Raw genomic sequence first — 23,799 nt, 5'->3', positions numbered from 1 at the left:
GGTGTTCATGTCGTCACTCATGGTGGCTGGATTGGGATGAAATCAGTGGGGGTGCCGCGCCTTTTTGGCGCGGCACCGGGCATTACAGGCCGATCGCGTTGCGCAGCCCGGACGCGAGGTCCGTGCCGTTGACGTTCTCGATCATGTTGATGAAGTCGAGTTCGATCAGCACGAAGCCGTTGACCGACAACTTGTAGTAGCTGGCGTTGGTGGTGACCTTGAAGCTGGTGTCGTCCTTGACCTTGGCCTTGCCCATGTCGATTTCCTCGTGACGGCCGCGCACCACGATCTCGACCGAATCGAAGCTCGCGCTGTCTTCGGCCTGGTAGGCGCCGGCGAAGCGCAGCAGCACGCCGTCGTGGGTCGTGACGCCCCACTGGCCGAGCACGTCTTCCATGAAGCCGCCGCAGGTCCACACCAGCTGGATTTCCTCGTTGCCGAAATCGAGCTTGACCGGGCCGTTCATGCCGGCGCCTTGCCAGGCCTCGGTCTTGCGCTTGAGCTTCGGCAGTTCGATTTCCTGCACCTCACCGGCGAAGCGCGTGCCGTTGTAGAACAGGTTGAAGTTCTTGAGTTTGCGTGGCATTCCCATTGTTCGGATCTCCTGGTTATGCCGTCACGCGATCGGCGAACGTCGCGAGATAGCGGTCGGTGAAGCGTTGGCGCAGCATCAGGTTTTCGAGCGGCGGCACCGGCGTGTAGTCGTAGTCGATGTACATCGCGCCCGAGGCAAGCTCGTCGGACGTGTTCGGCTCCGGGTCGTACCAGGAGCTGCCGCCGATCAGGTAGCCGTTGGCGAGCTGCCGGCGGAACCAGCCGTTGATGTTCTCGATGATGTCGCGGGCCAGCGACGGGTTCAGCGCGCCGTCGACGTTGCCCATCTGCGCCTCGGCCAGCGAATCGGCGATCACCTGCGCGGTGCGCGTGTAGTTCTCGAACACGAACTGGGTGTTCGCGGCGCACGTACGCGAGCCCCAGAAGCGGTAGCCGTTGTAGTTGACCAGCGTGGTGACCTCGTTCTCGTTCAGGTAGCCGGCGTCGGTGGCCGGGTCCTGCAGGTCCCACGACACGTCGGCCGAGAGGCCCGTGGCGCCGTTCACGACGACGTTCGACAGCGTCTTGTGCCAGCCGATGTCGTTGTCGATCTTGGCGCGCAGGCCGGCGGCGATCGCCGGAGCGGGGATCGTGACGGTCGTGCTGGTGGTGTCGTCCCAGCCGAGGAAGTCCGGCCACACCACCATCAGTTCGCGTTGACCGAACTGCTTGCGGTACGTCACGGCGTCTTCCTTGGTCTTGCAGCCCGACGCCGAGACGTAGACGAACGCCCGCAGCGATTGCGCGAGGGTGGCCAGCGCGTTGGCCACGGCCTGCGTGTCGAGGCCCGGCGCGACCAGAATGCGCGGCTTCACGCCGAGCTTGGCCTGGGCCGTGAGCAGCGCCTGCGCGCCGGTGTACTTGCCGTCGGCGGTGACCGAGCCGATCACGTTCGAGGTGGTTTCGGCGTCGTCCTTGCCGTCGGCCACGCGCACGACCACGGTGATCGGCTTGGTCTGCTGGCCGATCGCGTTGAGCGTGCTGCGCAGCGTGCCCTTGGTGCCGGCCTTGCCGAGCGCCGAGACGACGTTGGTGAGCAGCACCGGGGTGTTGAGGGGGAAGGTGGCGTCGTCGGCGTCGGAGGCCGTGCAGACGATGCCGAGTACGGCCGTCGAAACCGAGCGGATCGGCGGGCCGCCGTTCGTGACTTCGATGACGCGTACCCCGTGGTGGTAATCCTGCGGCATAGCTAAATCTCCAGTGGTGAGAGGGGCGTGGTGAAGCGGCGCGCGGCTTACGGCTGCGCGGTCGAGGTCGATGCCGGCGCGGGGGCCGGGGTCGGCGTCGATTCCTGGGTGGACGCGGTGTCCTGCGACGGGGCGGTGGCGGCCGGGTCCTGGGCGGGAGCCGGTTGCGTCTGCGTGGCGGTCGGGGCCGGTGCGGCGACGGACGTCGCGGTTTGCGACGCTGCCGTTGCCGGCGTGTTGTCCGGCGCCGGCACGGGTGCGGCTTCCGCCGGCGGGACGTAGGCCGCGGGTTGCGCGGGCCACGCGACGTCGTCGGAGGTGCCGGCAGCGTCCATCGCGGCGACGAGCGCCATCTGATACGCGGCCCAGGCCTTGAAGTAATAGATGCCTTCGGCGTCGAGCTGGCCCGCCGCATAGGCGTCGGCCTTGCCTTCGTTGGCCTTCTTGGCCTTGGTCATCAGCATGTCGAAGGTCTGCTGCACGGCCGCGCGCTTTTCTTCCTCGATCACGGCGGCGGGCACGACCCATGCGCCGTCGACCCAGGCGTAGCGCGCGGAAGGACGCGGCTCGGTGGTGAGGCCCAGCTCGTCGGGCGTCTTGCCGGCGACCGAGATCTCCACCGGCTCGCCGGTATCGGTGCGGTAGCAGATCCGGCCGCGGTAGTCGGGCAGCAGGAACCAGGCGCCGTCGCGATAGAACGGCCAGGACGTCGGCGTGCGCTCGGGCGGCGTGTCGGACGTGGCGTTGGCGGGGATCAGCCAGCGGCCGTCGTTTTGCGGGTCCGTGTCGGGCTGGCCGCTGCTCAGGTATTCGCCGGTCGTCGAGCTGTAGTTGTGGATCAACATGGTGTGCGGGTCTCGAGAGTTAATAAGCGCGGATCATCGCGAGCAGGGCGATGTTTCGCGGACGCGATTCGTTGCCGCCGTCAGCGTCGATGGTGATGGCGTGGGTGTGGTTGCCGTTCGGCGTGATGCTGATGTTGTGGTTGTGGGTGGGCGAATCGTTCAGCCAGATGCCGGTGCCGGCGGCATAGGTCGAGTAGTAGGAGGAGACGGAGAACGGCCCCACCACGACTTGCTGGTTCCCGCCACCGCCGCCGGACGGAATGGGCGTTCCGTGGCTGTGGCCCGGATCATTGACGCCGTGATTGTGTTGACCTTGCCAGTCGGTCCAGGAGGCATGTCCGTGGTCGCCGGACTGGGTTTCCGACGCGCCGTGCGCGTGCGAGAGGTTTTGCCCGGCCTGGGTCGTCCCTGCCCCGCGCTGCGGATCGACGTCGCCGCGGTCGTCCGACCAGCAGCGGATGAATTCGCCGCGCAAGTCGGGAATCCGGAACGTCGACGTGCCGTTGCCGGTCGAGAAGCCGCCCTGACGGCCCGCATTCCAGTCGGCATCCGTTGCCAGTGTTCCGCTTGCCTGTGCGTAGGCCCACAAGGCGGGGTAGTCGGCCCGATTGAGCTGCGTGCCATTGAGTTTCAGATAACCGGCACGCGCGCTCGTGCGCGACTCGTAGACGATCTGCCCGATCGACGATGCACTCAGGGTCGCCATCACCCATTCAGTGGTGGCGAGGCGCGTCGAGCGATCGTTGGCGGCGGGCGTTGGACCGAACACGTTGCCGTTGAAGCGCGTGCCGTCCGTGGCGAACCCGACGATCGGCTGCGTATTGCAGGTGACGCCGAACTGGCCGTCGGCCGTGTGATAAAAACCCGTGTCGGGCGAGCCATCGTTGACGAACGTCAACGATGGCAGCAGGGGGGTGCCCTCGTCGAGGAACAGGCGTTTGCCTGGCCCCATCGTGACGTTGCCCGAAATGGTGCCTCCGCTGCGCTTGTCGAGCGGGTCGACCATCGCTTCGGTCCAGACGCGTTGGCCATCGATGCGGAACGTGCGATCGGCGATGTAGTACTGGAATGCACCGTTGTTCGGCGTCCACCAGCCGTAGCCGTCCTTGTTCGAATACAGGAAGCCTTCGACGGGGCCGACACGGATGGACCCTTGACCCAGGCCCGTCCCCACACTCAACTCGTTGACGACGTTCACGACGCCGCCGAAGCTCGTGCCGTTGCCGTTGCCGTCGATGGTGACCATGCCGTTGCCGAGCTGCCACGAGAGCGGCCGGTAGTCGTTGCATGTCCCGGTGGGGTCGCCCTGCTTGGTGGACAGCAGGTAGGCCGAGCTGCCGTCGTTGCGGATCATCGCGCCGTAGTTGCCGGAAATGGCGCGGAAATTGGCGCCGCCCGTATCGGTCTGATTCGACGCGACGCCGCCGGTCGTCATGACGTTGCCGGCAACCTGCAGCAGATTGCTGCCATCGTCGGTGGTGGTGCCGATCTGCACACGGCCCGAGGGCAGCACGCGCAGGCGCTCCTGGTTTTTTGTGATCAGCGAGGTTACGCCGCTGCCCGTCGCGCCGAGCATCGTGTTGCCGTCGCCAATTGCGGAGAAATAGGCCGTGAGGTCGTCGGTGTTGACGATCGCGCGGGCCTTGCCGCGGCCGGTCGTCAGCGCGCCGAGCCCGACGATGTCGCCGCCCGACTGGACCGTCGAGACGCCGTCGTCGTTGACGTTGCCGAGCAGCACCCGTGCGCCGCCGACCAGGCGCATCACGCGGGTCAGTTTGGTGTCGTCGTGCGCGTCGTTGGGCTTGCCGTTGATGAGGAAGTCGAGATATTCGCGGCCCCAGGTGCCGTTGTCGAAGCCGCCCTGCACGGCGCCGACGAGGCGCGGATCGAGGTCGCTGACACGAGTATCCGAGAACGTGCCCCAGAAGCGCAGCTTGCCGGGCATGCCGTACGTGCCGGCATCGGCCGAAAGATTGAGCTGCGCGTCGTTGCTGCCGACGTTGCGGCGCACGCCCACCGGCCCGTTGAATATCCCGCCGTCGTACGACATGTAACGTGCGGCCGCGCCGGCCGGCGTGACGGCGCGCACGTCGTCGGTGCCGGCGCGGACTTCGTCGTGCGTCGCCAGTTCGACCACGCCCTGGCGCTCGGTGGTGGCCGGCGGATTCAGGAACGACGTCGAGCCCAGTTGCAGCAGCGAGGCGTCGATGGTCGCGAAGATCGCATCGGCGGCCAGCAGCAGCATGGCTGCGGGCGACTTCTCCATGATCGGCGTGCTCTGCACATACGCGCCGAACAGCACGCCGTTGTCGAGATAGAGCCCGAAGCCGTACAGCGAGTATTGGTCGTCGGTGTTGTCCTGGATCACGACGTGGATCGTGTCGGGCGCGACGTTCTCGCCACCGAACGTGGTCACGCGCTTGCGCTCGTTCGGCAACGTCTGCAGGCCGCGGTCGAACGCGAACGCCGCCGTGGCGAGGCCGATCGCGCTGATGGCGTGCGCGGCGCTGCCGGTGTTGCCCGCGGCGACGAGCGCGGCGCGCCCGGCGTCGGTGATTTGGATCAGGTTTCCAGCCATGTTCAGTTATCCGTGAGGTTCAGCCTGCGATAAAGGGCCGCCTGGGCGCCGGCGCCGATGCGTTGCTTGCCGCTCGCGCTGAAGCCCTGCGTGAGCGTGTAGTGCGCGGTGCCGCGCTTGGCCCGGTCGACCTCGTCGATGATGTCGGCCACGTAGTCGGCGGTGATGGGCACGTCGTCGCGATCGCCCACCGTCATCACGATCTCGAACGTGCCGGGCTCGCCCGGCGGCGTGGTTTCGAACCACTCGCGCATCGCCACGTTCGCGCCGAACGACGCGCACACCTGGCGCACCGCCTCGGCCGTGCCCTTCACCCGCGCGATGCGGATCGCGGCCTTGACGCGAGCCCGCTTGATCGATTCGGGCCAGTAGTCCTTCCACGTTTCGACGCCCATGTGCCAGGCGAGCCACGGCAGGAACGGCAGCGGAATGCGGTCGGGGTCGATCAGCGTGTCGAGCGCGACGGGGATCGCGCTGGCGGCCGAGCCGGTATCGGCGAGGCGCCGTTCGAGCGCGGTCGCGTTCGGGGGCAGCAGGTCATTCATCGGCCACCCCGCCGTCGATCAGTTCGATACCGGTGCAATAGGGCGCCTGGCTGGTCGTGATCGCCACGCCGGCGCTCGGCGAATCGAGCAATACCTTCTGCACGCCCGGCACGCGCATCGCGGCGTAGAGGCCGTCGAGCGTCACCTCCATGCCGATCCGATGCATGTCGCTCGCGAACTGCGCGACGCGCTTCTGCGCCTCGGCGAGCGCGACCGCGCGGTCCGGGCCGGAAAAGAAGCGCAGCGTCGCGCGGATCGCATACGGCACGATCTCGGCGCTTTGCACGATCACCTGGTCGGCCTGCGGGCGCTTGCCTTCGAGTTCGGCGCGCACGTTATCGAGCAGGTCCGGCTCGGCGGTGCCGTCGCCGTCGCGCGACAGCACCGAGACGACCATCACGCACGGCTGCGGGCTTTTCGCCGAGGCGGACAGCACGCGCCCGTCGGCCGAGCGCGCATGGAATTCGTAGGCCTCCTCGGGGCCGGCCACGGAGAAGCCGCGCGGTGCGAGCTGTACGCGTTCGCGCAGGCTGTCGTCGTCCTCGTAGGTCGGTGCGATGCCGTTGCCGGGGTCGCCCGCGTCGATCACCAGCCGATCCACGTCGAACAGCGCGGCGATATGGTCGAGCGTCGCGCCGCTCGCGTAGGCCAGCAGGATGCCGCGCGCCGAATCGTTGACGAGCTGGCGCAGCACCATTTCTCGATAGGCGTTCTCCTGCAGCAGGCGCGCCATCGGCTCGGATTCGAGCGCGAGCGCGGCGGCGATGCCGGCCTGCTGGTCGGCCGGGTAGAGCGAGATCAGGCGCGCCTTGCGTTGGCCGTACAGCGTTTCGAAATCGATGCTGCCGACGATGTCGGGGGCCGGCAGTTGCGACAGGTCGATCGGGGTCGTTCTCATGCGGATGCTCCGTTCGTGACCGGGACGCGCAACGTGACGGGCTCGTTGCGTTCGTCGGTCAGGCCTTCGATATCGATGGTCTGGCTGCCGTCGAGCGGGTTGGCGCTGTCGCTCGTGAGCTGCACGCGCGTGACGGTCAGGCGCGGCTCCCAGCGCATCAGCGCGGTGACGGTGGCCGCGTAGAGCCGCACGCGCGTGGTGGCGTTGTTCGGCGCGTCGACCAGTTCGGGCAGCTCGGAGCCGAAGGTCCGGCGCTGCAGACAGGTGGCGAGCGGCGTCATCAGGATCCGCGAGACCGACTGCGTCAGGTGATCGGTGCCCGAGATCGTCAGGCCCGTGACTGCGTTCATGCCGTTCATGCCGCCCCCGGAATCGGTGTGCTCGTGATGGCGTTCTGGCCGAGCGCCTGGTGTTTGTGCGTGGCGAGGCTGACGTTGCCCGCCAGCACGTCGCCCGTGAAGGCCGCCGTGCCGTCGATGCGCATCACGTTGCCGCCGCCGCCGTCGGTGCCGCCCTTGCCGGTCATGCCGGCCTCGAACGCGAACGGGCCCTTGACCGTCATCGCGCCGGTGCAGACGGTGGTCTGCGCGTCGAGCGTGACGTTCTCGGCCTTGACGGTCGCGTCCTTCGTTTCGATCGTCACCGACACGGGCGCGGCGATGCGCACCGTCGCGCCGGCCGGCAACTCCGCTACCAGCGCATGCGCGTCGTGGTCGTAGCTGATGCGCGCGCCGTCGGCGTAGACGCGGGTGTGCGTGTTCGGCGAGGCATCCGGCGCGGGCGCGGCGTTCGAATAGAAACCGCGTAGCGCGACGGCCTGCGCCGGGTCGCCCATCGGCGAGAGCAGCACGACCTGTTCGCCCTTGGTCGGTGGCAGCCATTCGCGCGTCGCGCCGGCGGTGCCCGCGATCCAGGGGATCCAGTTGGTCTGCAGGCCGTCGTCGTCGGTCTCGCCGATCGCGACGCGACACAACGCATTCGCGTGGTCGACATCGAGGATCGAGCCCTTGCGTACGGCGTTGCGTGCCTTGCGGTGAATTTCGTTCGCGTCCATGTCGATCATGGTGCCGTCGCGGGCCGGACGTTGCGAGCGGTTGCATGTGTGCTGGTTGCGAGGACAACCAAATGGAATCCGGCCGACGAAAGACGAGGCGAATGGCGCCGAATCGCGGCGAAACGGCGCGCGGGAACACGCGCGGCCGGCGGCCAGGACGTGGGAAAAAAGACGAGGGGATCAGACGGCAACGACGGAGAGCGGCCATGGGCCGGCGCAAGGCGGCGCGCATGCCGAATGATTCGGCATGCTTGGCAATCGAAGGGGAGCGGAGGGAGCGGAGGAAGAGGCGGTGAGCGGCGCGGGCGGCCGCTTCGTTCAGATGAGCGGTACGGCCGCCGAATCGTCGATGTACTGGATGACGTGCTTGCCGTCGTCGCCGACGCGCACCAGGACGCTTTCGGAGAGCCGCAGCTTGAGGTCGAGGTTGACGCGATCGCCTTGCGGCAGCGTCGCGAAGAACGTGATGACGTTGCGCCGGCGATCGGGGTTCATGACGAGGTCGGGCTGGTTGATGCGCACCCAATCGAGCACGGCCACCATCACGGTGTCGATGTCGGCGACGCCGGCCCACAGATTGATCTCGCACTCGTATTCGTAGTCGAACGACGACGTGCCGGTGCCGATCGCACCGATCGCGCCGGCGTTGATCGACATCAGCAGGCTGTCTGGCGTGCCGGCGAGCGACGGCACGGCGGTCGTGATCACGGTGCGCAGGGCGGTGGGCTTATTCATGCGCGGCGCCCTCCGTGGCGGTGGCCTGGCAGGTGGCGATCATGTCGACTTGCGCGGCGCAGCCGGCCCACGCCGCACGCGCTGTTTCGAGCGCCTCGCCGAGTTCACCGTTGGTGCGCGGCGAGAGCGCCGGCATCGTGCAGCGCGTCACCGTCGCGCAGGCGTTCAGCGTAAGCGTCGGCGCCGGTGAGGGCGGCACTGGCGTGCAGGCGCACAACGTCGTCAGGCAGAGCAGTGCCGGCCCAGGTACGAACGGCTTGGTTTTCATCGATCAGTTTCCGCAATTGCTGTTGATAGGACACGAGCTGCGCGTTCACGGCGCCGCGCGTGCGTTCTAGCCTGGCGCGGGCTGCGTCCTGCTCGCGCGCGGTGGCCTGCAGGCGTGCGATGACGGCATCGCGCGCCGCGAGATCCTGTCGCGCCTGGCCGGCTTCGCGGGTGGCGTCGGCGAGCCGGGCCTGCAGCACGCGTATGGTTTCGCCACCGACGCCGGCGGCCACCAGCACGGCGAGCGCGATCCAGAGGCGCAGGCTGGCGAGCGTCATGCGGCGGCGTACTTCTGATAGGCGCGCGCGAGCCGCACGTCGTAAAGATTGCGCGCGTAGCCGCTGCCGTTGTAGCCGGCGGCGAACCCGGCCCAGTTGCGGGTCTTGAGTGCATTGAGCAGCGTCTTGTCGGCCAGGATGAAGCGCACGAACGCGTCGAGTTGCGCGCTTTCGCTGGTTTCCATGCGTGCGGCGTAGTCGTCGACGCTCGTGTAGCCGAGCCGCTGCCAGTGGTAGCCCATGATCTGGAACGCCCCCCAGCTTGCCGATTCGTAGGCGGAGGCGGCGTCGATCCGCGCGGCGGCGTCGAGCCGCACGTATTCGGCGCCGCCGCCCTGGTAGCCGCCCGGCGTGGTGGCGACGATGTCGGGCGATTGCGCGGCGGCGGCATCGGCGGCCGATTGGCCGAGATGCGCTACCAGTTGCCGGTACATCACATGGCGCTCGAACAGGATCTTCGGGCGGCCGTCGGCGAGAAAGCCCGCGTCGTTCGATTCCACCTCGTTGACGGCGCGCACGCAGGCCGTCGACACGCCGAGCCGCGTGGCGGCTGCCTGCAGGTCGGTGTCGGTCAGATCGCGCGGATTGCGTTGGCCGGTGGCGAGCGCGTTCCAGGTTTTCGGGCCGGCGACGCCGTCCACCACCAGGCCCGTTGCGGCCTGAACGGCCTTCACGGCGCGCTCGGTGGCCTCGTCGTAGATATGGCTCGCCGCGACCGGATAGCCGGCGCGCGCGAGGCGCAGCTGCAGCAGGCCGACCTCGGCCCCGCAGTCGTTGAAATGAAGGACGTTCATGCGTCTTTGCTCCGGAGAAGGTGTGCGACGTCGCCGCGCGCGAGATGGACGATGACCGCCAGCACGATCGCGAGGGCGGCCTGGAAGAAACCGGTCGCGCGGGAGTGCAGCAGCAGCTCGATGCCGCCGCCGCCCGACACGGCGACGATGGCCCACGCCGCCCAGGCGACGTGGGCACGATGGCGCTCGCCGTGCCGGCGGCGGGTGAGCACGCGCGCGATGACGGCCAGGTGCGCGGCGAGGGCGACGAGCGCATAGGACAGGTGCATGTCAGTCTCCCTTGCGCAGGAAGGCCAGCAGGTCGGCGTTCTTGACGCGCTCGATCAGCGTCAGCGTGACGGCGATCACGAGTGCGGCCGAGAAGAACCCGGCCACGCCGGCCGAGCGGATCGGCAACTGGTTCATCAGTTCGGGCGCGGCGAGATAGCCCATCACGAGCGAGATCAGCATGTACGCGGCGCGCCGTGCGATGCCGATGTCCTTGGCGCTGACGACCACGAGCGCGGCGCCGGCGAACGCGCCGATCAGCGTGTCGCCGTCGATGCCGGGCGAGATCCCGGCGATGCCGATCGCGGCGAACAGCGCGGCGGCGATGGAGGTGTTCGGTTCGGCCATGCTGGCGAATCTCAGTTGAAAAGTTGCAACAGGGGGCGCGTCGGGGCGATGGCGGTCATGTCGGGCATCTCGACGAGCGTGCCGGCCGGCAGCGCAACGCCGAGCGCGGCGAGGCCGGGGTTCGCCGCGAGCACGGCCTCGACCGTGCCCGACGTGCTGTCGTAGTGACGCCAGCACAGCGCGTCGAGCGTTTCGTTCTGCAGGGCGGAGACTTTCATCGGGGCGGGTCGTCGGTCGAAGGCGCGGGGGCGCCGGGTTGCTCCGCGCGCCGGCACGGGCCGGCGCGTGGGGCGCATGGGGGCACGTCGGGGTCCGGATCGGGTGGGAAGACGGGGCGTGCGCGGGGTGGTGTCGGGGCGTCGTCGCGGCGGGTTCGGGGAGGGGCGCCGGAATTCGCTCGACACACACGCCGGGCATCGCCCGCCGTCCTCGGGCACCGGAGTGCGGGTCGAGCGTGCTGACGTCCATGTTCGACATTCGCGCGCCGCGGCTCAATGGATGGCATGTGTCGGTCGGACGGGCACAGCTCGCGCGTGCGGCGGCAGCGGGATTACAGCCGGATTGCAGCTTGGGCAGGCCGGGATGGCCTTGATTGAGGTGGTGCAGCCTGGGTTTTGACGGTCGAGCCTGGTGCGAGGCACGGAGGGGCAAGGCTCGGGGGCGCGTCGATAAAACTCCGAAGGCAGGGGCTGCTGGTTAAAAAAAACGCGGACGTTGATCCCGCGTCATGCCCCAAAACCATGCAAAAAGTTGCGCCCGCAACCATTTAGGATCGGTTTTCAACAACAAACAAAAGCATTTGTCCCCCTTTAGCCGACTTCCCCGAAAAATCAAAAATCCCTAAGGGTTTCCACTTAGTCAACCTTTCCCGACCCGGGCCGTTATCTCCTCCAGTGCAGAGCGAGGGTCATCCCCTATTTCGCGTGTAAAACGTTTGCGTCCGATCGGTCAAACGTTTGCGACCCGTCATGAACGGGCACGAGGCTGACAAACAAGTAAGGAATCGAAGCGCGGGAACGTCGGGCCGGACAGGCCGTCGCGTCACCCGTGCGGCAGGCATTGGGGGACGCCCGCAGGGGGCGGCCGTGTCCGTAGCGACAGACGCATTACGTGGATCACCGGGATAACCAACATGCGCAATAGTGTTAGGCAAACAGCCTGGCAGGGTGGAGGGTGGCTGCTCCTTTTATGGGGGCTGCTCCTGCTCTCCATCGTGCACGCGCGAGCAGCGGTACCGCTGCCGCCCAGCAATCACATCGTGATCAACCTGGGGGCGACCCCATGGAAATACCTCAAGGACAGTGACGATCCGAGCTACTCGAATCCCGCCTTCGACGATTCGAAGTGGCAATCGATCGGCGTGCCGCAAACGCCCGCCGACAACGACACCTTCATCAATATCGAGTCGGGCGGCGGCCAAGGCCAGCTGACCGGCAACACGAACTGGTATCGCAAGCACTTCAAGCTCGATCCGTCGTTCGGCCCCGATCAGCTCGCCCGCAAGGTGCTGGTGCTGTTCGAAGGCGCACACACGGGCGTGCAGGTGTACATCAACGGCCAGTTCATCAAGGGCAACAGCCAGGTGGCGGCGAACGCGCAGGCCACCCACGTGATCGGCTTCCTGCCGTTCGTGGTGGACCTCACGCCCTACGTGAAATTCAAGGACGCCAACGGCCAGCCGGCCGACAACGTGCTGGCGGTGAAGGTGTCGCGCGGCGACAAGTTCTTCGAGTCGCCGAGCTTCTCGGGTGCGTTCCGCTTCGGCCAGGACGACACGGGCATCTTCCGTCCGGTGTGGATGCACATCACGGACCGCGTCCATATTCCGGAGAACGTCTACTCGGTGCTCAACACGTGGGGCACCTACGTGGCGACGGTCACGGCGAACGACGCGGTGGCGACGATTCGCGTGCAGACCAACGTCCTCAACGAATACTCGAACGACCAGCCGGTCACGCTGACGACGCAGATCGTCGACGCGGGCGGCAACGTGGTCGCCACGGCGCAGGACACCAAGACGCTCGCGGCCAACACCGCGACCGTGCTGCCCGCGCCGCAATCGACGTTCGACCAGATCCTGACGGTCAACAACCCGACGCTCTGGTATCCGAACAACAGCGTCTACGGCCGTCCGTACCTGTATCACGTGATCCATTCGGTCAGCGTGAACGGCGTGGTGGTCGATACCAAGCAAAGCCCGCTGGGCATCCGCACCATCACCTGGGATCACAACTTCCCGATCATCAACGGCCACCCGCACTACCTGTTCGGTGCATCGGGCCGCTACGACTATCCGGCGCTCGGCTCGGCCGTGCCGGAAGACCTGCAATGGCAGGATCTCTCGCTGCTCGCGCAGGCCGGCGGCAGCTCGTATCGCCCGGGCCATTCGAGCCAGGGCCGCGAGTGGCTCGACGGCGCGGACGAGTACGGGATCATGATGCTGCAGCCCAGCGGCGACGGCGAGAACGGCTTCCCCGCGCCCTGCACGGCGACCACCACGACCGGCTGCGTGACGCAGGACAACATCACGCTGAAGTCGGAACTGCACCGCGACATGATCATTCATGACCGCAACCATCCGTCGGTGCTCGCCTGGGAGGCGAACAACGGCACGATGGACCCGGGCATCGCGGCGAACCTGAAGCAAATTTCGCGTGTGTACGACTTCATCAACACGCGCGCGCAGGCGGACCGCACGCCGAACCCGGCCAACGGCGACATCCTCGGCTGCTCGGGCCAGGGCTGCGACGTCAACGTCAAGACCACGTACCCGGCCACGCCGGCCTACGGCTCCGAATACTGGGGCGACGGCGTGGGCCGCTGGAAGTACGACTTCGAGATCCAGTTCGCGGCGTCGTATCTGCGCGACTGGGTGCACAGCATGATCGGCAAGTCGTTCGGCATGGCGCACTGGTACCTGGCCGACACGCCGGGTGAAATCAACACGCAGACGGACGGCGTGCTGAACAGCGAAGTGCGGTCGAACGGCGCGTCGATGATGGACTGGAACCGCCTGCCGCGCCTGATCTACTACATCTACAAGTCGGTCTGGACGCCGTACAAGGGCTTCAACGGCACGCTCCAGCCGGTGGTCAAGCTGGCCAACACCTGGAACCGCACGGGCCTGGTGCGCGTGAACGCGTTCAGCAACTGCCCGTCGGTGCGTCTGCGCCTGAACGGCCAGATCGTCGGCGGCGCGCAAACGCCGAACCCGACCAGCTCCGACCCGTCGGCCGACCTCTCGGAAAACACCACGCTGCTGCCGGGCCAGGTGCACTGGGACAACATCCCGTTCCAGCCGGGCACGCTGGTGGCCGAGTGTCTGAACGACGACCTGCAAGTCGCCGCCACCGACACGCTGACCACCGCCGGCGCGGCCGATCACCTGCTGCTCACGGTCGATCCGCAGATCGTCAAGCCGGACGGCGACAGCTTCGTGCTGACCGCCAACGGCACCGACGCGGCCACGCTGACGGCGAAGGTCGTCGACGCGGCGGGCAATCTCGTGCCGGACGCGAGCCAGACGCTGACGTTCGCCGTCAGCGGCCCGGGCACCTATCGCGGCGGCTCGGACCACTACGTCAACGACGCGCAGCCGCAAGGCTGGCACGCGCCGGGCGACCCGAACCTGTCCGCCGAAGGCGGCATGGCGAAGATCGCGGTGCGCACGCAGTTCCAGCCGGGCACGGTCAACGTCACGGTGTCGTCGCCAACCCTCGGCAGCGCAACCGCATCGTTCGCGGTGCAGCCGGCCGTCAACGCGCAAGCGTTCGACGGCACCGACATGGTGGTCGGCCAGCAGCCGCAAACCGCGCCGCAGATCCTGACCCAGCCGGCCAGCCAGGTCGTCACGCTGGGCCAGAGCGGCACGTTCACGGTGCTGACCGCCGGCGCCACGCCGATCGGCTATCAGTGGTTCAAGAACGGCCAGCTGATCCCGGGCGCGAACAGCTACACGTACACCACGCCGGCCCTGCAACAGGCCGATAACGGCGCGAACTTCAGCGTCGAGGTCAGCAACCTGATCGGCAAGGTGCCGTCGAACAGCGCGACGGTCACGCTGGTGCAGCCGGCCGTGCCGACCATCGTCACGGCCCCGCTCGCGCGCAACATCACCGCGGGCCAGAGCGCCGAGTTCCTGGTGGTGGCGTCGGGCTCGCCGGTGCTCAGTTATCAATGGCTGCGCAACGGCACGCCGATCCCCGGCGCCAACGCGCCGGTGTACGACACGCCGGTGATGCAGGTGACCGACAGCGGCGCGCTCTACAGCGTGCTGGTGAAGAACAGCGCGGGCCAGATCACCTCCGATCCGGTCGGCCTGACCGTCAACGTGGCGGTGGCGCCGACCATCCCGTCGGCCACCGACCTGATCGACCAGAGCGTGCCGGTCGGCCAGGCCGTGACGTTCAGCGTGACCGCGTCCGGCTCGAACCCGCTCAGCTACCAGTGGTTCCACGGCAACCAGCCGGTGGGCGACAACTCCGACAGCCTGCTGATCCCGTCGGCGCAGTCCACCGACGCGGGCAGCTACAAGGTCACGGTGAGCAACAGCGCGGGCAGCGTCGACAGCCGTACGGCGACGCTGACCGTGAGCGGCACCGACGCGTCGAACCTCGCGCTCGGCGCGACGGCGAAGTCGAGCAGCGATCAGAACGGCGGCCTGGTGGCGGCCAACGCGATCGACGGCTCGGTCGCCACGCGCTGGTCGTCGGCGCCGGACATCGATCCGTCCTGGCTCGAAGTCGATCTCGGCTCGGTCAAGACCTTCGACAAGGTCGTGCTGAACTGGGAAAACGCCTACGCCTCGGAGTACGACATCCAGGTGTCGAACGACGAGAAGGTGTGGAACACCGTGTTCCCGAACGGCCAGCCCGACGGCGCCGGCGGCACCACCGCGCCGGTGGTGGGCGGCGGCAACGTCGAGACGCAGAACTTCGCGAGCACCTCGGCCCGCTACGTGCGGATGCTGGGCGTGAAGCGCGCCACGCAATACGGCTACTCGCTGTTCGAGTTCCAGGTGCTCGACGCCCCGCAGTGCGGTGGCGAAACCGAGCGCTACACGCCGCTGGCGCCGCAACCGGGCATCTGGCAGTCGACGATTCCCGGCTTGCCGAACGGCCCGTTCGTGCCGAACGTGAAGGACAACCAGAGCGGCCTGACGTGGCAGCAGACGTACACCACGTTCGCGGCCGACGGCGCGCAGTTCACGCAGGACGTCGCGATCAAGTACTGCAACGCGGTGGGCATGCGCGTGCCGACGCTCAACGAAGCCGAGACGGTGGCACGCTCGAACTACGCGTCGTGCGCGTTCCCGTCGCCGTGGCGCACCTGGACCACGACGGTGGTGCCGAACCTGCCGACCAATGCCTGGCTGGTCGATTCGTCGGGCCGTCAGTCGCAGGGCATCATCAACAACGCCCCGGCGTGGGTCATGTGCGTGTCGGGCAACACCTCGCCGGCGCCGGTGATCACGGCGCAACCGGTGGCGCTCACGGCCAGCGAAGGCCAGAGCGCGAAGTTCACGGTGGCCGTCACGGGCACCGGCCCGCTCGACTATCAGTGGAAGCGCAACGGCACGCTGGTGGCGATCACGACGATCCCGTCGTACACCACGCCGCCCGTCACGGTCGCGGCCGACAACGGCACGATCTACACGGTCGACATCAGCAACGCGGGCGGCACGGTCACGACCGCGCCGGCCACGCTGACAGTGGTGGCCGCCACGACCGGCGGCACCGGCAATACCGGTGGCACGGGCAATGGCAACGGTAACGGCAACACGGGCGACCCGGGCAACACCGGCAACGGTGGCGGCACGACCACCCCGCCGCCGCCGACCGTGCCGAGCGCGAACCTCGCGTACGGCAAGCCGGCTACCTCCAGCGGCAACGAGAACGACGGCTACGGCCCGGGCAACGCCACCGACGGCAGCCTCAACTCGCGCTGGTCGTCGGCGTTCGCCGATCCGCAGTGGATCACGGTGGACCTCGGCTCGGTGCAGACGGTCGATCGCGTGGTGCTGCGCTGGCAGGACTCGTACGGGGTGGATTACAAGATCCAGACCTCGACCGACAACAGCCAGTGGAACGACGCGGTGACCAAGACGGGTGACACCGGCGGCACCGAGGACCTGCGCTTCCCGGCGCCGGTGCAGGCGCGCTACGTGCGCATGTACGGCACCAAGCGTGCGACGCAGTACGGCTACTCGCTGTTCGAGTTCGAGGTGTACAACAGCGCGAACACGCCGAGCTACGCGGTCACGGCCACCAGCAACGGCAACGGCGGCGGCAGCATCACGCCGGCCGGCAGCACGCAGGTGCTGCAGGGCGGCGTGCAGAACTACCAGTTCGCACCGGCGGCAGGCAGCGCGGTGACGGGCGTGCAGGTCGACGGCGCGGATGTCGGCATTGTCGATCACTACACGTTCAACGAAGTGCTGGCGTCGCACACGGTCAACGTCACGTTCGGCTCCGCGGCAGCGGCGGTGAACCTGGCGCTGGGCACCAAGGCCAGCGCGAGCGGCCTGGAAAACGACGGCTATCCGGCGTCGAACGCGGTGGACAACAACCTGAACACGCGCTGGTCGTCGAACTTTGACGACAAGGCGTGGATCACGCTCGATCTCGGCAAGGAAAGCACGTTCAACCGGGTGGTCCTGAACTGGGAGAACGCCTACGGCAAGCAGTACCTGATCCAGACCTCGCACGACAACGTCGACTGGTCGAACACCGTCTACACCCAGAACAACGGGCGCGGCGGTATCGAGGATCTGCCGTTGACCGCCACCACCACGGCGCGCTACATCCGCCTGCAAGGGGTACAGCGCGCAACCGGCTACGGCTACTCGCTGTTCGAGTTCGCCGTGTACAACGATCCGGCGCTGGCCGGCTCGGGCAGCACGCCGCCGCCGCAACAACCGGTCAGCCCGTTCGTCGAGCAGCCGGCCAACCAGGCGGTGCCGGTGGGCCAGAGCGGCCACTTCGCCGTGCTGATGTCGGGCACGGGGCCGTACACGTACCAGTGGCAGCTCGGCGGCAAGCCGATCGCCGGTGCGACCAACCGCACCTACGACACGCCGCTGGCCGTGGCCGGCGACACCGGCAAGGTGTTCAGCGTGGCGGTGACGGGGCCTGACGGCACCGTCACCGGCTCGGGCAACGCGACGTTGACGGTGGACACCGCGGTGCCGGCCTACACGGTCAAGCCGGGCCTGATCGGCGTGGACCTGCAGAACAACACGCAGGGCGCCTATACCGACGACCAGGTGTACGTGGCCGTCATCGCGCGCGACCCGGCCACCGGCCAGTTCGCGTGGCTCAAGCCGGACGGCACGATCGTGGCGTCCAGCGCGGCCGACAACGACGCGCCGAACCACCTGACCGCGCCGAACGGGCAGAACTACAGCAACTACTTCTTCACGCTCGCGCAGAGCAAGACGCTGCAGTTGCCGCCGATGTTCTCCGGCCGGATCTTCGTGTCGCTCGGCAGCCCGCTGTACATCAAGATCAACACGGACGCCAACGGCAACATCGGTTTCGCGCCGCCCGATCCGAACAACGGCACGGACCCGAGCCTCGGCATCCCGTTCGACTGGTACGAGTTCGCGTACGGCAGCAACGGCCTGTGGATCAACACCACGCAGGTCGACGAGTTCGGCTTCCCGCTCTCGCAGGACGTCTACTCGGCCAACGGCACCGTGCACCAGCGCACCGGCATCACGCAACGCCGCGCCGATCTGTACCAGGCGTATGCACGCGAAGTGTCGGCGCCGTTCCAGCCGTCCACGCCGTCGAACTTCCGCATCATGGCGCCGGCCCACGACTCGTTCGCCGCGGGCAAGCCCAACGGCACGTATTTCGACGGCTACGTCAACGACATGTGGACGTACTACGCGTCGAACGATCTGCCGGTGGTGGCGGGCGCGCGCGCGTTCGTCGGCCGCGCCTCGGGCACGCAGCTGGTGTTCAAGGAAGTCGATCAGCACAACGGCCAGTTTGCCGGCGCGACCTACACGGTCAACAAGCCGAACACGCAGGCGGTGCTGTTGTGCAATGACGTGTTCCTGGATGGTGACGGCACGCAGCAGCAGATCGAGGCGCAGCTGTGCGCCGCGATCAACCGCCACGTGATGGGCGACACGACCAAGTGGAACGTGCCGTCGGCGTACTACGCGGCCTCGCCGTTCAACGAGTACGCACGCTTCTGGCACGACCACGGCATCAGCGGTCTGGCCTACGGCTACGCGTTCGACGACGTCAACAACCAGAGCTCGACGATTCAGGTGCCGGTACCGGAGCACATCGTGCTCGGCATCGGTTACTGAGGTCGAACCGGCGGGCGCGCCCAAGCGGCGCGCCCGCGTTTTTCCTGATGGGTGATCGAAGATGAACGGGACGACTGTCCGAACCGCCTGCGCACACCGGCTCGCGCACACGCCGCGCCGTCGCACGCGCGGCTTCACGCTGCTCGAACTGCTGGTGGTGCTGGTGATCATCGGCATGCTGGCGGCGATCGTCGGGCCGCGCTATTTCGCGCAGCTCGGCAAGTCGCAGGTGACGGTGGCGCGCGCGCAGATCGACGTGCTGACCAAGGCGATCGACAACTACCGGATCGACGTGGGGCGCTTCCCGACCACCGAGGAAGGCTTGCAGTCGCTGGTGGTCAAGCCGGCCGGCGCGGACAAGTGGAACGGCCCGTACCTGAAGAAGGACGTGCCGCTCGATCCTTGGGGCCATCCGTACGTCTATCAGGTGCCCGGCACCAAGGGCGATTACGCGGTGATCTCGTACGGCCGCGACGGGCAACCGGGCGGCTCGGGCGAGGACGCCGATCTCAGCAGCGAGTGACATCGCCGCGCCATGCATCGGGTTCGCGCAAGCGGACCCGGCATGGCGGTGCGCCCGGGCCGTTCTCGCAACGAGGAAAGGACCACGGACGCACCGCCATGCCACGGCAGACGCTCGGCTCAGCAAAGGAACACGCGGCATCATGCAATTCGAAGTCAGAGCGCTTTCGCCGGATAACCGGATCACGGCCTTGGTGGTCGACGCCCAGGACGAGGCCGGCGCGCGCGCGCAGGTCGAGGCGCGCGGCCTGCACGCCATGCGCGTCGCGCCGGTGCGCACGCTGCGCGGGCCGGCGGCCGTGCGCGGGCGGATCTCGCTGGTGCTGTTCAGCCAGGAGCTGCTGGCGCTGCTGAAGGCCGGCCTGTCGATCGTCGAGGGGCTGGAGGCGCTGCTCGAACGCGAGGCCGGCGCGCGCCTGCGCGGCGTGCTGCAACGAATTCTGGCAGGGCTGCGCGAAGGCAAGCGCTTCTCGGCCCTGCTCGGCGAGCAGCCCGACGTGTTTCCGCCGCTCTACGTCGGCATCGTGCGCGCGGCCGAAGGCACCAGCGACCTGCCGCGCGCGCTGGCGCGCTATGTGGATTACCAGGCGCGCATCGACACGGTGCGCAACAAGCTCGTCAGTTCGGCGATCTATCCGTGCATCCTGCTGGTGGTGGGCGGCGGCGTGTCGACGTTCCTGATCACCTACGTGGTGCCGCGTTTCGCGACCATCTACGAAGGCACCGGCCGCGCGCTGCCGTGGATGTCGCAGATGCTGCTCGACTGGGGCCGCTTCGCGTCGGCGCACGGCCCGACGCTGGTGCTGGCGGCCGGCGGCACGGCGGCGGCGCTGTTCTTCGGGGTGCGTGCGGTGGTGGCGCGCATCGGCCTGGTCACGCTGCTCGGGCGGATTCCGCTGCTCGGCCCGCACCTGCGCATCTACCAGCTTTCGCGTTTGTACCTGACGCTCGGCATGCTGCTCGAAGGCGGCATCCCGGTGGTCACGGCGATGCAGACGGCCAGCGGCACCGTGTCGCCGTCGATGCGCGAGGCGCTGCAACTGGCGCGCACGGCCGTGCAGTCGGGCGAATCGCTGTCGGTCGCGTTCCAGGCGCAGCGGCTGACCACGCCGATCTCGCTGCGCATGCTGCGGGTGGGCGAGCGCTCGGGCGAACTCGGCGCGATGCTGACCCAGTCGGCCGCGTTCTACGACGGCGAGATCACCCGCTGGATCGACCGCTTCACGCGCATGTTCGAGCCGCTGCTGATGTCGGCGATCGGCGTGGTGGTCGGCACCATCGTCGTGCTGCTGTACATGCCCATCTTCGATCTGGCGGGGAGCCTGTCATGACGACCCTCGACGCGCCGGTGGCGCACTTCGACGCCGATCAACTGATGCACGCGCGCACGGCCGCCGCGGCTACCCGGCGGCATCTGGTGGACGAGTTGCAGGCGCTGACCGGCGCCGAGCCGATCGAGCTGCTGCGCGCGCTCGCCGCGCAGACGGCGATGACCGTGATCGAGACGGCCGGCATGCTGGCGCTCGCACCGGCGTTCGACCGCGTGCCGCTGTCGCTCGCGATGCAGCGTGGCTGCGCGCTGCTGCGCGAGAAGGCCGACGCCGGCGAACCGGGTGCCCCGGGCGGCGCGCTGATCGGCGTGGTCACCAGCCCGTTCGATCTCGATTTGCAGACCTGGCTCGACGCGCAGGCGGGCGGCGGGCTCGAGATGCGGCTCGCGCTGCCGGGCGACCTGCTCGCCTATCACGCGCGCCTGGAGGAATCGGCGCGCGCGGTGGACAACCTCGTGGGCGCCGCCGACGGCAGCCAGGCCGATGGCCGCACCACCCAGGTGCTGTCGTTCCAGAGCGTCAGCGAGGCGGCCAGCCCGGCCGTCAAGCTCGTCAATTCGACGCTGTACGACGCGCTGAAGGCCGGCGCGTCCGACGTCCACCTCGAAAGCACGGCCACCGGGCTCGCGCTCAAGTACCGCGTGGACGGCGTGCTCGACGCGGCCGCCACGATCCAGGGCGTGGAGGCGGCCGAGCAGGTGATCTCGCGCCTGAAGGTGCTGGCCGAACTCGACATCGCCGAGCGGCGCGTGCCGCAGGATGGCAGCTTCCGGGTGGCGGCGGGCGGGCGCGACATCGACCTGCGCGTGTCGATCATGCCGAGCATCCACGGCGAGGACGCCGTGATCCGGATTCTCGACAAGCGCGCCATGATCGAGGCCTACGGCGCGCTGACGCTGGAGGCGCTCGGCTACGACGCCGATTCGCTGGTCGCGCTGCGCGCGCTGGCCGAGGAGCCGTACGGCATGCTGCTGGTGACCGGCCCGACCGGCTCGGGCAAGACCACCACGCTGTACGCCGCGCTGACCGAGATCCACAACGGCCGCGACAAGATCATCACGATCGAGGACCCGGTCGAATATCAACTGCCCGGCATCCTGCAGATTCCCGTCAACGAGAAGAAGGGGCTGACGTTCGCGCGCGGGCTGCGCTCGATCCTGCGTCACGACCCCGACAAGATCATGGTGGGCGAGATCCGCGACCGCGAAACGGCCGAGATCGCCGTGCAATCCGCGCTGACCGGCCACCTCGTGCTGACCACCGTGCACGCCAACAACGTATTCGACGTGTTCGGCCGCTTCGGCCACATGGGCATCGATCCCTATGCGTTCGTGTCGGCGCTCAACGGCATCTGGGCGCAGCGCCTGCTGCGCGTGAACTGCCCGCGCTGCGCCGTGCCGTATCAGCCGAGCGACGCCGAGCTGGCGCGGCTCGGCCTGACGCGCGAGGCCACCGCCGGCTACGACTTCCGCCAGGGCACCGGCTGCGGCGATTGCCGCGGCACCGGTTATCGCGGCCGGCGCGCAATCGCCGAGATCCTGATCCTCGACGACGAGATCCGCGATCTGGTGGTCGAGAAGCAGCCGATCCGCGTGATCAAGGAAGCGGCGCGCCGCAACGGCACGCGGCAATTGCGCGAGGTCGCGCTCGGCCTGGTAAAGCGCGGCGAAACCACGCTGGCCGAAGTGAAACGGGTGACCCTCAATGCTTGATCGCTGGCTTAAGCGGCTCGCGCCGCGCGGGGAATGCCGCCTCACGGTGTCGCGCGAGGCGGTGACGGTGCGCCGCACGGGCGCGTCGCGTCATGCGGCGGCGCAGTTCGTCGAGCGGCCGCTGATGGGCGCCGGCTTTGCCGGCGACGCCGCGCCCGGTGCGCTGGCCGCGGCATTGGCTGCCGCGATCGACGAATCGGGCGGCCGCGGGCTGCCCGTGCATGTGCGCTTCGCCGATGCGCTCGCCCGCTATTTCATGGTCACGCCGGCCGAGAACGCGCGCCGCCTGTCGGATTTGCGCGCGGCGGCCGAGGTGCGGTTTCGCATGCTGTACGGCCAGGACCCGGCCGGCTGGCAGATCCAGGCCGACTGGCAGGCCGCCGAGCCGTTTCTCGCCTGCGCGGTGCCGCGCTACTGGGCCGGCGCGCTGCACGAGGCGGTGGCGGCCGGGCGCGGCTGCGTGGTGTCGGCGCAGCCCGAATTCGTGGCGGCCTGGAACGAGACGCGCCGAGAGCTTGGCGCGCACACGTGGCTCGCCACGCGCGGCGAACGCGCGCTGACGCTCGGCCTGATCGCGGCCGAGCCGCGTGCGCGGGTGGTGGCGGTGCGCACGCTCGCCGTGCCCGAGCCGGTGCCGTCGCTCGGCTGGCTGCGCGAGCAGGTGACGCGCGCGGCGCTGCTCGACAATCTGCCGGCACCGTCGGCGCTGGTGCTGCACGGCCCGCGCTGCGAGGTGTGGATGCCGGGCGCGACCGATTTCACCGATCCGGGCCTGGCGGTGCGCTGGGCCGGGGTGGCCGAGCGCACCAACGCGTTGCCGGCCGGGGCCGTGGCCGAATCGGCCGCGCCGCTTGCCTGGAGCGCGCCGACGCAATGAGAAGCCTGTCGATCGATCTCGCGCCGTTCAGCGTACGGCGCGAGTGGCACCGGATTCGGCCGTTCGCGCGCGTGCTCGCGCTGATCGGCCTGCTGCTGTGCGGCGTGGCCGCGTGGCGCGCGCAGACGCTGCTGGTGCGGCTGCAGGCGCTCGACGCGCAAACCGCGCGCATCGTCGAGCGCAACGACCGGATCGTGCGGGCCGCGCAGCGCGTGAGCCGCGAGCCGGTCGACGCGAAGCAGGCCGCCGCCGTCAACCTGGCCATCGCGCGCCTGAATCTGCCGTGGGACGCGTTGCTCGATGCGATCGAGGCGGCCACGCCCAGCCAGATCGCGCTGATGTCGATCACCCCCGAGCCGGCCGGCGCGCTGCTGCGCATCGAGGCCGAATGCGAGGACCCGCAGGACATGCTCGCTTACCTGGCCGCGCTCGGCCGGCAGCCGATGCTCGGGCGCGTGACGCTGACGCGGCACGAGCGCGTGAAGGACGGCATGGATACGGTGCTGCGTTTCCAGATCGAAGTGCAATGGCGCGGGGGCGGCGCATGACGATCTCGTTGCCCGTGCGCAGCCTGCTGCGGCTGCGTCTGGCCTTGACGCGTTTCGGCGCGGGGCCGCTGGTGGCCGGCGCCGCGCTGCTCGGCG

The 23,799-nt window shown here is 68.4% G+C and carries 20 protein-coding genes and 1 pseudogene; 6 read left to right on the top strand and 15 right to left on the bottom strand.

Annotated elements, in window-relative coordinates:
• Positions 1-82: 82 nt before the first annotated feature.
• From ACYP33_RS13150 to ACYP33_RS13080, 15 genes and pseudogenes are all read right to left on the bottom strand, one after another.
• Positions 83-592 (bottom strand): phage major tail tube protein, encoded by a 510-nt coding sequence (locus ACYP33_RS13150; RefSeq protein WP_459622186.1) that lies wholly within the window; start codon positions 590-592, stop codon positions 83-85.
• Positions 593-608: 16 nt separating this feature from the next.
• Entirely contained in the window at positions 609-1,781 is a 1,173-nt protein-coding gene (locus ACYP33_RS13145; RefSeq protein WP_459622185.1) for a phage tail sheath protein, read from the bottom strand.
• Between the two features lie 47 nt (positions 1,782-1,828).
• Positions 1,829-2,626 carry a tail fiber assembly protein gene (locus tag ACYP33_RS13140; protein WP_459622183.1) on the bottom strand — a complete coding sequence of 266 codons (798 nt, stop codon included), beginning with the start codon at positions 2,624-2,626 and terminating at the stop codon, positions 1,829-1,831.
• A 19-nt stretch (positions 2,627-2,645) separates the two neighbouring features.
• A complete protein-coding gene (locus tag ACYP33_RS13135) occupies positions 2,646-5,204 on the bottom strand; it encodes a phage tail protein (protein ID WP_459622181.1) in 2,559 nt (852 codons plus the stop codon).
• Positions 5,205-5,206: 2 nt separating this feature from the next.
• A complete protein-coding gene (locus ACYP33_RS13130) occupies positions 5,207-5,749 on the bottom strand; it encodes a phage tail protein I (RefSeq protein ID WP_459622180.1) in 543 nt (180 codons plus the stop codon).
• Positions 5,742-6,647: a baseplate J/gp47 family protein gene (locus ACYP33_RS13125; protein ID WP_459622178.1), complete on the bottom strand. Its 906-nt coding sequence runs from the start codon at positions 6,645-6,647 to the stop codon at positions 5,742-5,744. The genes ACYP33_RS13130 and ACYP33_RS13125 overlap by 8 nt, the downstream gene beginning before the upstream one ends.
• Positions 6,644-7,006, bottom strand: a complete 363-nt coding sequence (locus tag ACYP33_RS13120; protein ID WP_459622176.1) for a GPW/gp25 family protein — start codon at positions 7,004-7,006, stop codon at positions 6,644-6,646. Before ACYP33_RS13120 ends, ACYP33_RS13125 begins: the two co-directional genes overlap by 4 nt.
• A complete protein-coding gene (locus tag ACYP33_RS13115; RefSeq protein WP_459622214.1) occupies positions 7,003-7,701 on the bottom strand; it encodes a phage baseplate assembly protein V in 699 nt (232 codons plus the stop codon). The genes ACYP33_RS13120 and ACYP33_RS13115 overlap by 4 nt, the downstream gene beginning before the upstream one ends.
• A 318-nt stretch (positions 7,702-8,019) precedes the next feature.
• Positions 8,020-8,436 carry a phage tail protein gene (locus ACYP33_RS13110; protein WP_459622174.1) on the bottom strand — a complete coding sequence of 139 codons (417 nt, stop codon included), beginning with the start codon at positions 8,434-8,436 and terminating at the stop codon, positions 8,020-8,022.
• Positions 8,429-8,704, bottom strand: a complete 276-nt coding sequence (gene lysC / locus ACYP33_RS13105; protein WP_459622172.1) for an Rz1-like lysis system protein LysC — start codon at positions 8,702-8,704, stop codon at positions 8,429-8,431. Before lysC ends, ACYP33_RS13110 begins: the two co-directional genes overlap by 8 nt.
• Positions 8,625-8,981 (bottom strand): annotated as a pseudogene (gene lysB, locus ACYP33_RS13100) (Rz-like lysis system protein LysB); the annotation flags it as partial. The gene lysC and the pseudogene lysB, both read right to left, overlap by 80 nt.
• The gene (locus tag ACYP33_RS13095; protein ID WP_459622170.1) at positions 8,978-9,775 is read right to left on the bottom strand and encodes an N-acetylmuramidase domain-containing protein; all 798 of its coding nucleotides are present in this window, start codon (positions 9,773-9,775) and stop codon (positions 8,978-8,980) included. The gene ACYP33_RS13095 and the pseudogene lysB, both read right to left, overlap by 4 nt.
• Entirely contained in the window at positions 9,772-10,044 is a 273-nt protein-coding gene (locus tag ACYP33_RS13090) for a phage holin family protein (protein WP_459622168.1), read from the bottom strand. The genes ACYP33_RS13095 and ACYP33_RS13090 overlap by 4 nt, the downstream gene beginning before the upstream one ends.
• Position 10,045: 1 nt before the next feature.
• On the bottom strand, positions 10,046-10,390 hold the full coding sequence (locus ACYP33_RS13085; protein ID WP_459622167.1) for a putative holin: 345 nt from the start codon (positions 10,388-10,390) through the stop codon (positions 10,046-10,048).
• 11 nt (positions 10,391-10,401) lie between these two features.
• Positions 10,402-10,608 carry a tail protein X gene (locus tag ACYP33_RS13080; RefSeq protein ID WP_459622166.1) on the bottom strand — a complete coding sequence of 69 codons (207 nt, stop codon included), beginning with the start codon at positions 10,606-10,608 and terminating at the stop codon, positions 10,402-10,404.
• A gap of 1,040 nt (positions 10,609-11,648) precedes the next feature.
• On the opposite strand from ACYP33_RS13080, the gene ACYP33_RS13075 reads away from it, so the two are divergent.
• The 6 genes from ACYP33_RS13075 to ACYP33_RS13050 all read left to right on the top strand — a co-directional run bounded on the left by ACYP33_RS13075 (position 11,649) and on the right by ACYP33_RS13050 (position 23,703).
• Positions 11,649-18,713, top strand: a complete 7,065-nt coding sequence (locus tag ACYP33_RS13075) for a beta-1,3-glucanase family protein (RefSeq protein ID WP_459622165.1) — start codon at positions 11,649-11,651, stop codon at positions 18,711-18,713.
• Between the two features lie 61 nt (positions 18,714-18,774).
• Complete coding sequence (gene gspG / locus ACYP33_RS13070; protein ID WP_459622163.1) at positions 18,775-19,236, top strand: type II secretion system major pseudopilin GspG; 462 nt, start codon at positions 18,775-18,777, stop codon at positions 19,234-19,236.
• Between the two features lie 142 nt (positions 19,237-19,378).
• Complete coding sequence (locus ACYP33_RS13065) at positions 19,379-20,566, top strand: type II secretion system F family protein (RefSeq protein ID WP_459622162.1); 1,188 nt, start codon at positions 19,379-19,381, stop codon at positions 20,564-20,566.
• Positions 20,563-22,278 (top strand): GspE/PulE family protein, encoded by a 1,716-nt coding sequence (locus tag ACYP33_RS13060; RefSeq protein WP_459622161.1) that lies wholly within the window; start codon positions 20,563-20,565, stop codon positions 22,276-22,278. Before ACYP33_RS13065 ends, ACYP33_RS13060 begins: the two co-directional genes overlap by 4 nt.
• A complete protein-coding gene (locus ACYP33_RS13055; RefSeq protein WP_459622159.1) occupies positions 22,271-23,155 on the top strand; it encodes a hypothetical protein in 885 nt (294 codons plus the stop codon). Before ACYP33_RS13060 ends, ACYP33_RS13055 begins: the two co-directional genes overlap by 8 nt.
• A complete protein-coding gene (locus ACYP33_RS13050; RefSeq protein WP_459622157.1) occupies positions 23,152-23,703 on the top strand; it encodes a PilN domain-containing protein in 552 nt (183 codons plus the stop codon). The genes ACYP33_RS13055 and ACYP33_RS13050 overlap by 4 nt, the downstream gene beginning before the upstream one ends.
• Positions 23,704-23,799: the final 96 nt, after the last annotated feature.

It is taken from the genome of Burkholderia sp. 3C (genome assembly GCF_054589155.1).
Note: the sequence above shows the minus strand (reverse complement) of the source record. Positions and strands in the feature narration are given on the sequence as shown.

Coding starts and splice junctions, on each gene's coding strand:
- ACYP33_RS13150 (WP_459622186.1), bottom strand. CDS start 592: ATGGGAATGCCACGCAAACTCAAGAACTTCAACCTGTTCTACAACGGC.
- ACYP33_RS13145 (WP_459622185.1), bottom strand. CDS start 1,781: ATGCCGCAGGATTACCACCACGGGGTACGCGTCATCGAAGTCACGAAC.
- ACYP33_RS13140 (WP_459622183.1), bottom strand. CDS start 2,626: ATGTTGATCCACAACTACAGCTCGACGACCGGCGAATACCTGAGCAGC.
- ACYP33_RS13135 (WP_459622181.1), bottom strand. CDS start 5,204: ATGGCTGGAAACCTGATCCAAATCACCGACGCCGGGCGCGCCGCGCTC.
- ACYP33_RS13130 (WP_459622180.1), bottom strand. CDS start 5,749: ATGAATGACCTGCTGCCCCCGAACGCGACCGCGCTCGAACGGCGCCTC.
- ACYP33_RS13125 (WP_459622178.1), bottom strand. CDS start 6,647: ATGAGAACGACCCCGATCGACCTGTCGCAACTGCCGGCCCCCGACATC.
- ACYP33_RS13120 (WP_459622176.1), bottom strand. CDS start 7,006: ATGAACGGCATGAACGCAGTCACGGGCCTGACGATCTCGGGCACCGAT.
- ACYP33_RS13115 (WP_459622214.1), bottom strand. CDS start 7,701: ATGGACGCGAACGAAATTCACCGCAAGGCACGCAACGCCGTACGCAAG.
- ACYP33_RS13110 (WP_459622174.1), bottom strand. CDS start 8,436: ATGAATAAGCCCACCGCCCTGCGCACCGTGATCACGACCGCCGTGCCG.
- lysC (WP_459622172.1), bottom strand. CDS start 8,704: ATGAAAACCAAGCCGTTCGTACCTGGGCCGGCACTGCTCTGCCTGACG.
- ACYP33_RS13095 (WP_459622170.1), bottom strand. CDS start 9,775: ATGAACGTCCTTCATTTCAACGACTGCGGGGCCGAGGTCGGCCTGCTG.
- ACYP33_RS13090 (WP_459622168.1), bottom strand. CDS start 10,044: ATGCACCTGTCCTATGCGCTCGTCGCCCTCGCCGCGCACCTGGCCGTC.
- ACYP33_RS13085 (WP_459622167.1), bottom strand. CDS start 10,390: ATGGCCGAACCGAACACCTCCATCGCCGCCGCGCTGTTCGCCGCGATC.
- ACYP33_RS13080 (WP_459622166.1), bottom strand. CDS start 10,608: ATGAAAGTCTCCGCCCTGCAGAACGAAACGCTCGACGCGCTGTGCTGG.
- gspG (WP_459622163.1), top strand. CDS start 18,775: ATGAACGGGACGACTGTCCGAACCGCCTGCGCACACCGGCTCGCGCAC.
- ACYP33_RS13065 (WP_459622162.1), top strand. CDS start 19,379: ATGCAATTCGAAGTCAGAGCGCTTTCGCCGGATAACCGGATCACGGCC.
- ACYP33_RS13060 (WP_459622161.1), top strand. CDS start 20,563: ATGACGACCCTCGACGCGCCGGTGGCGCACTTCGACGCCGATCAACTG.
- ACYP33_RS13055 (WP_459622159.1), top strand. CDS start 22,271: ATGCTTGATCGCTGGCTTAAGCGGCTCGCGCCGCGCGGGGAATGCCGC.
- ACYP33_RS13050 (WP_459622157.1), top strand. CDS start 23,152: ATGAGAAGCCTGTCGATCGATCTCGCGCCGTTCAGCGTACGGCGCGAG.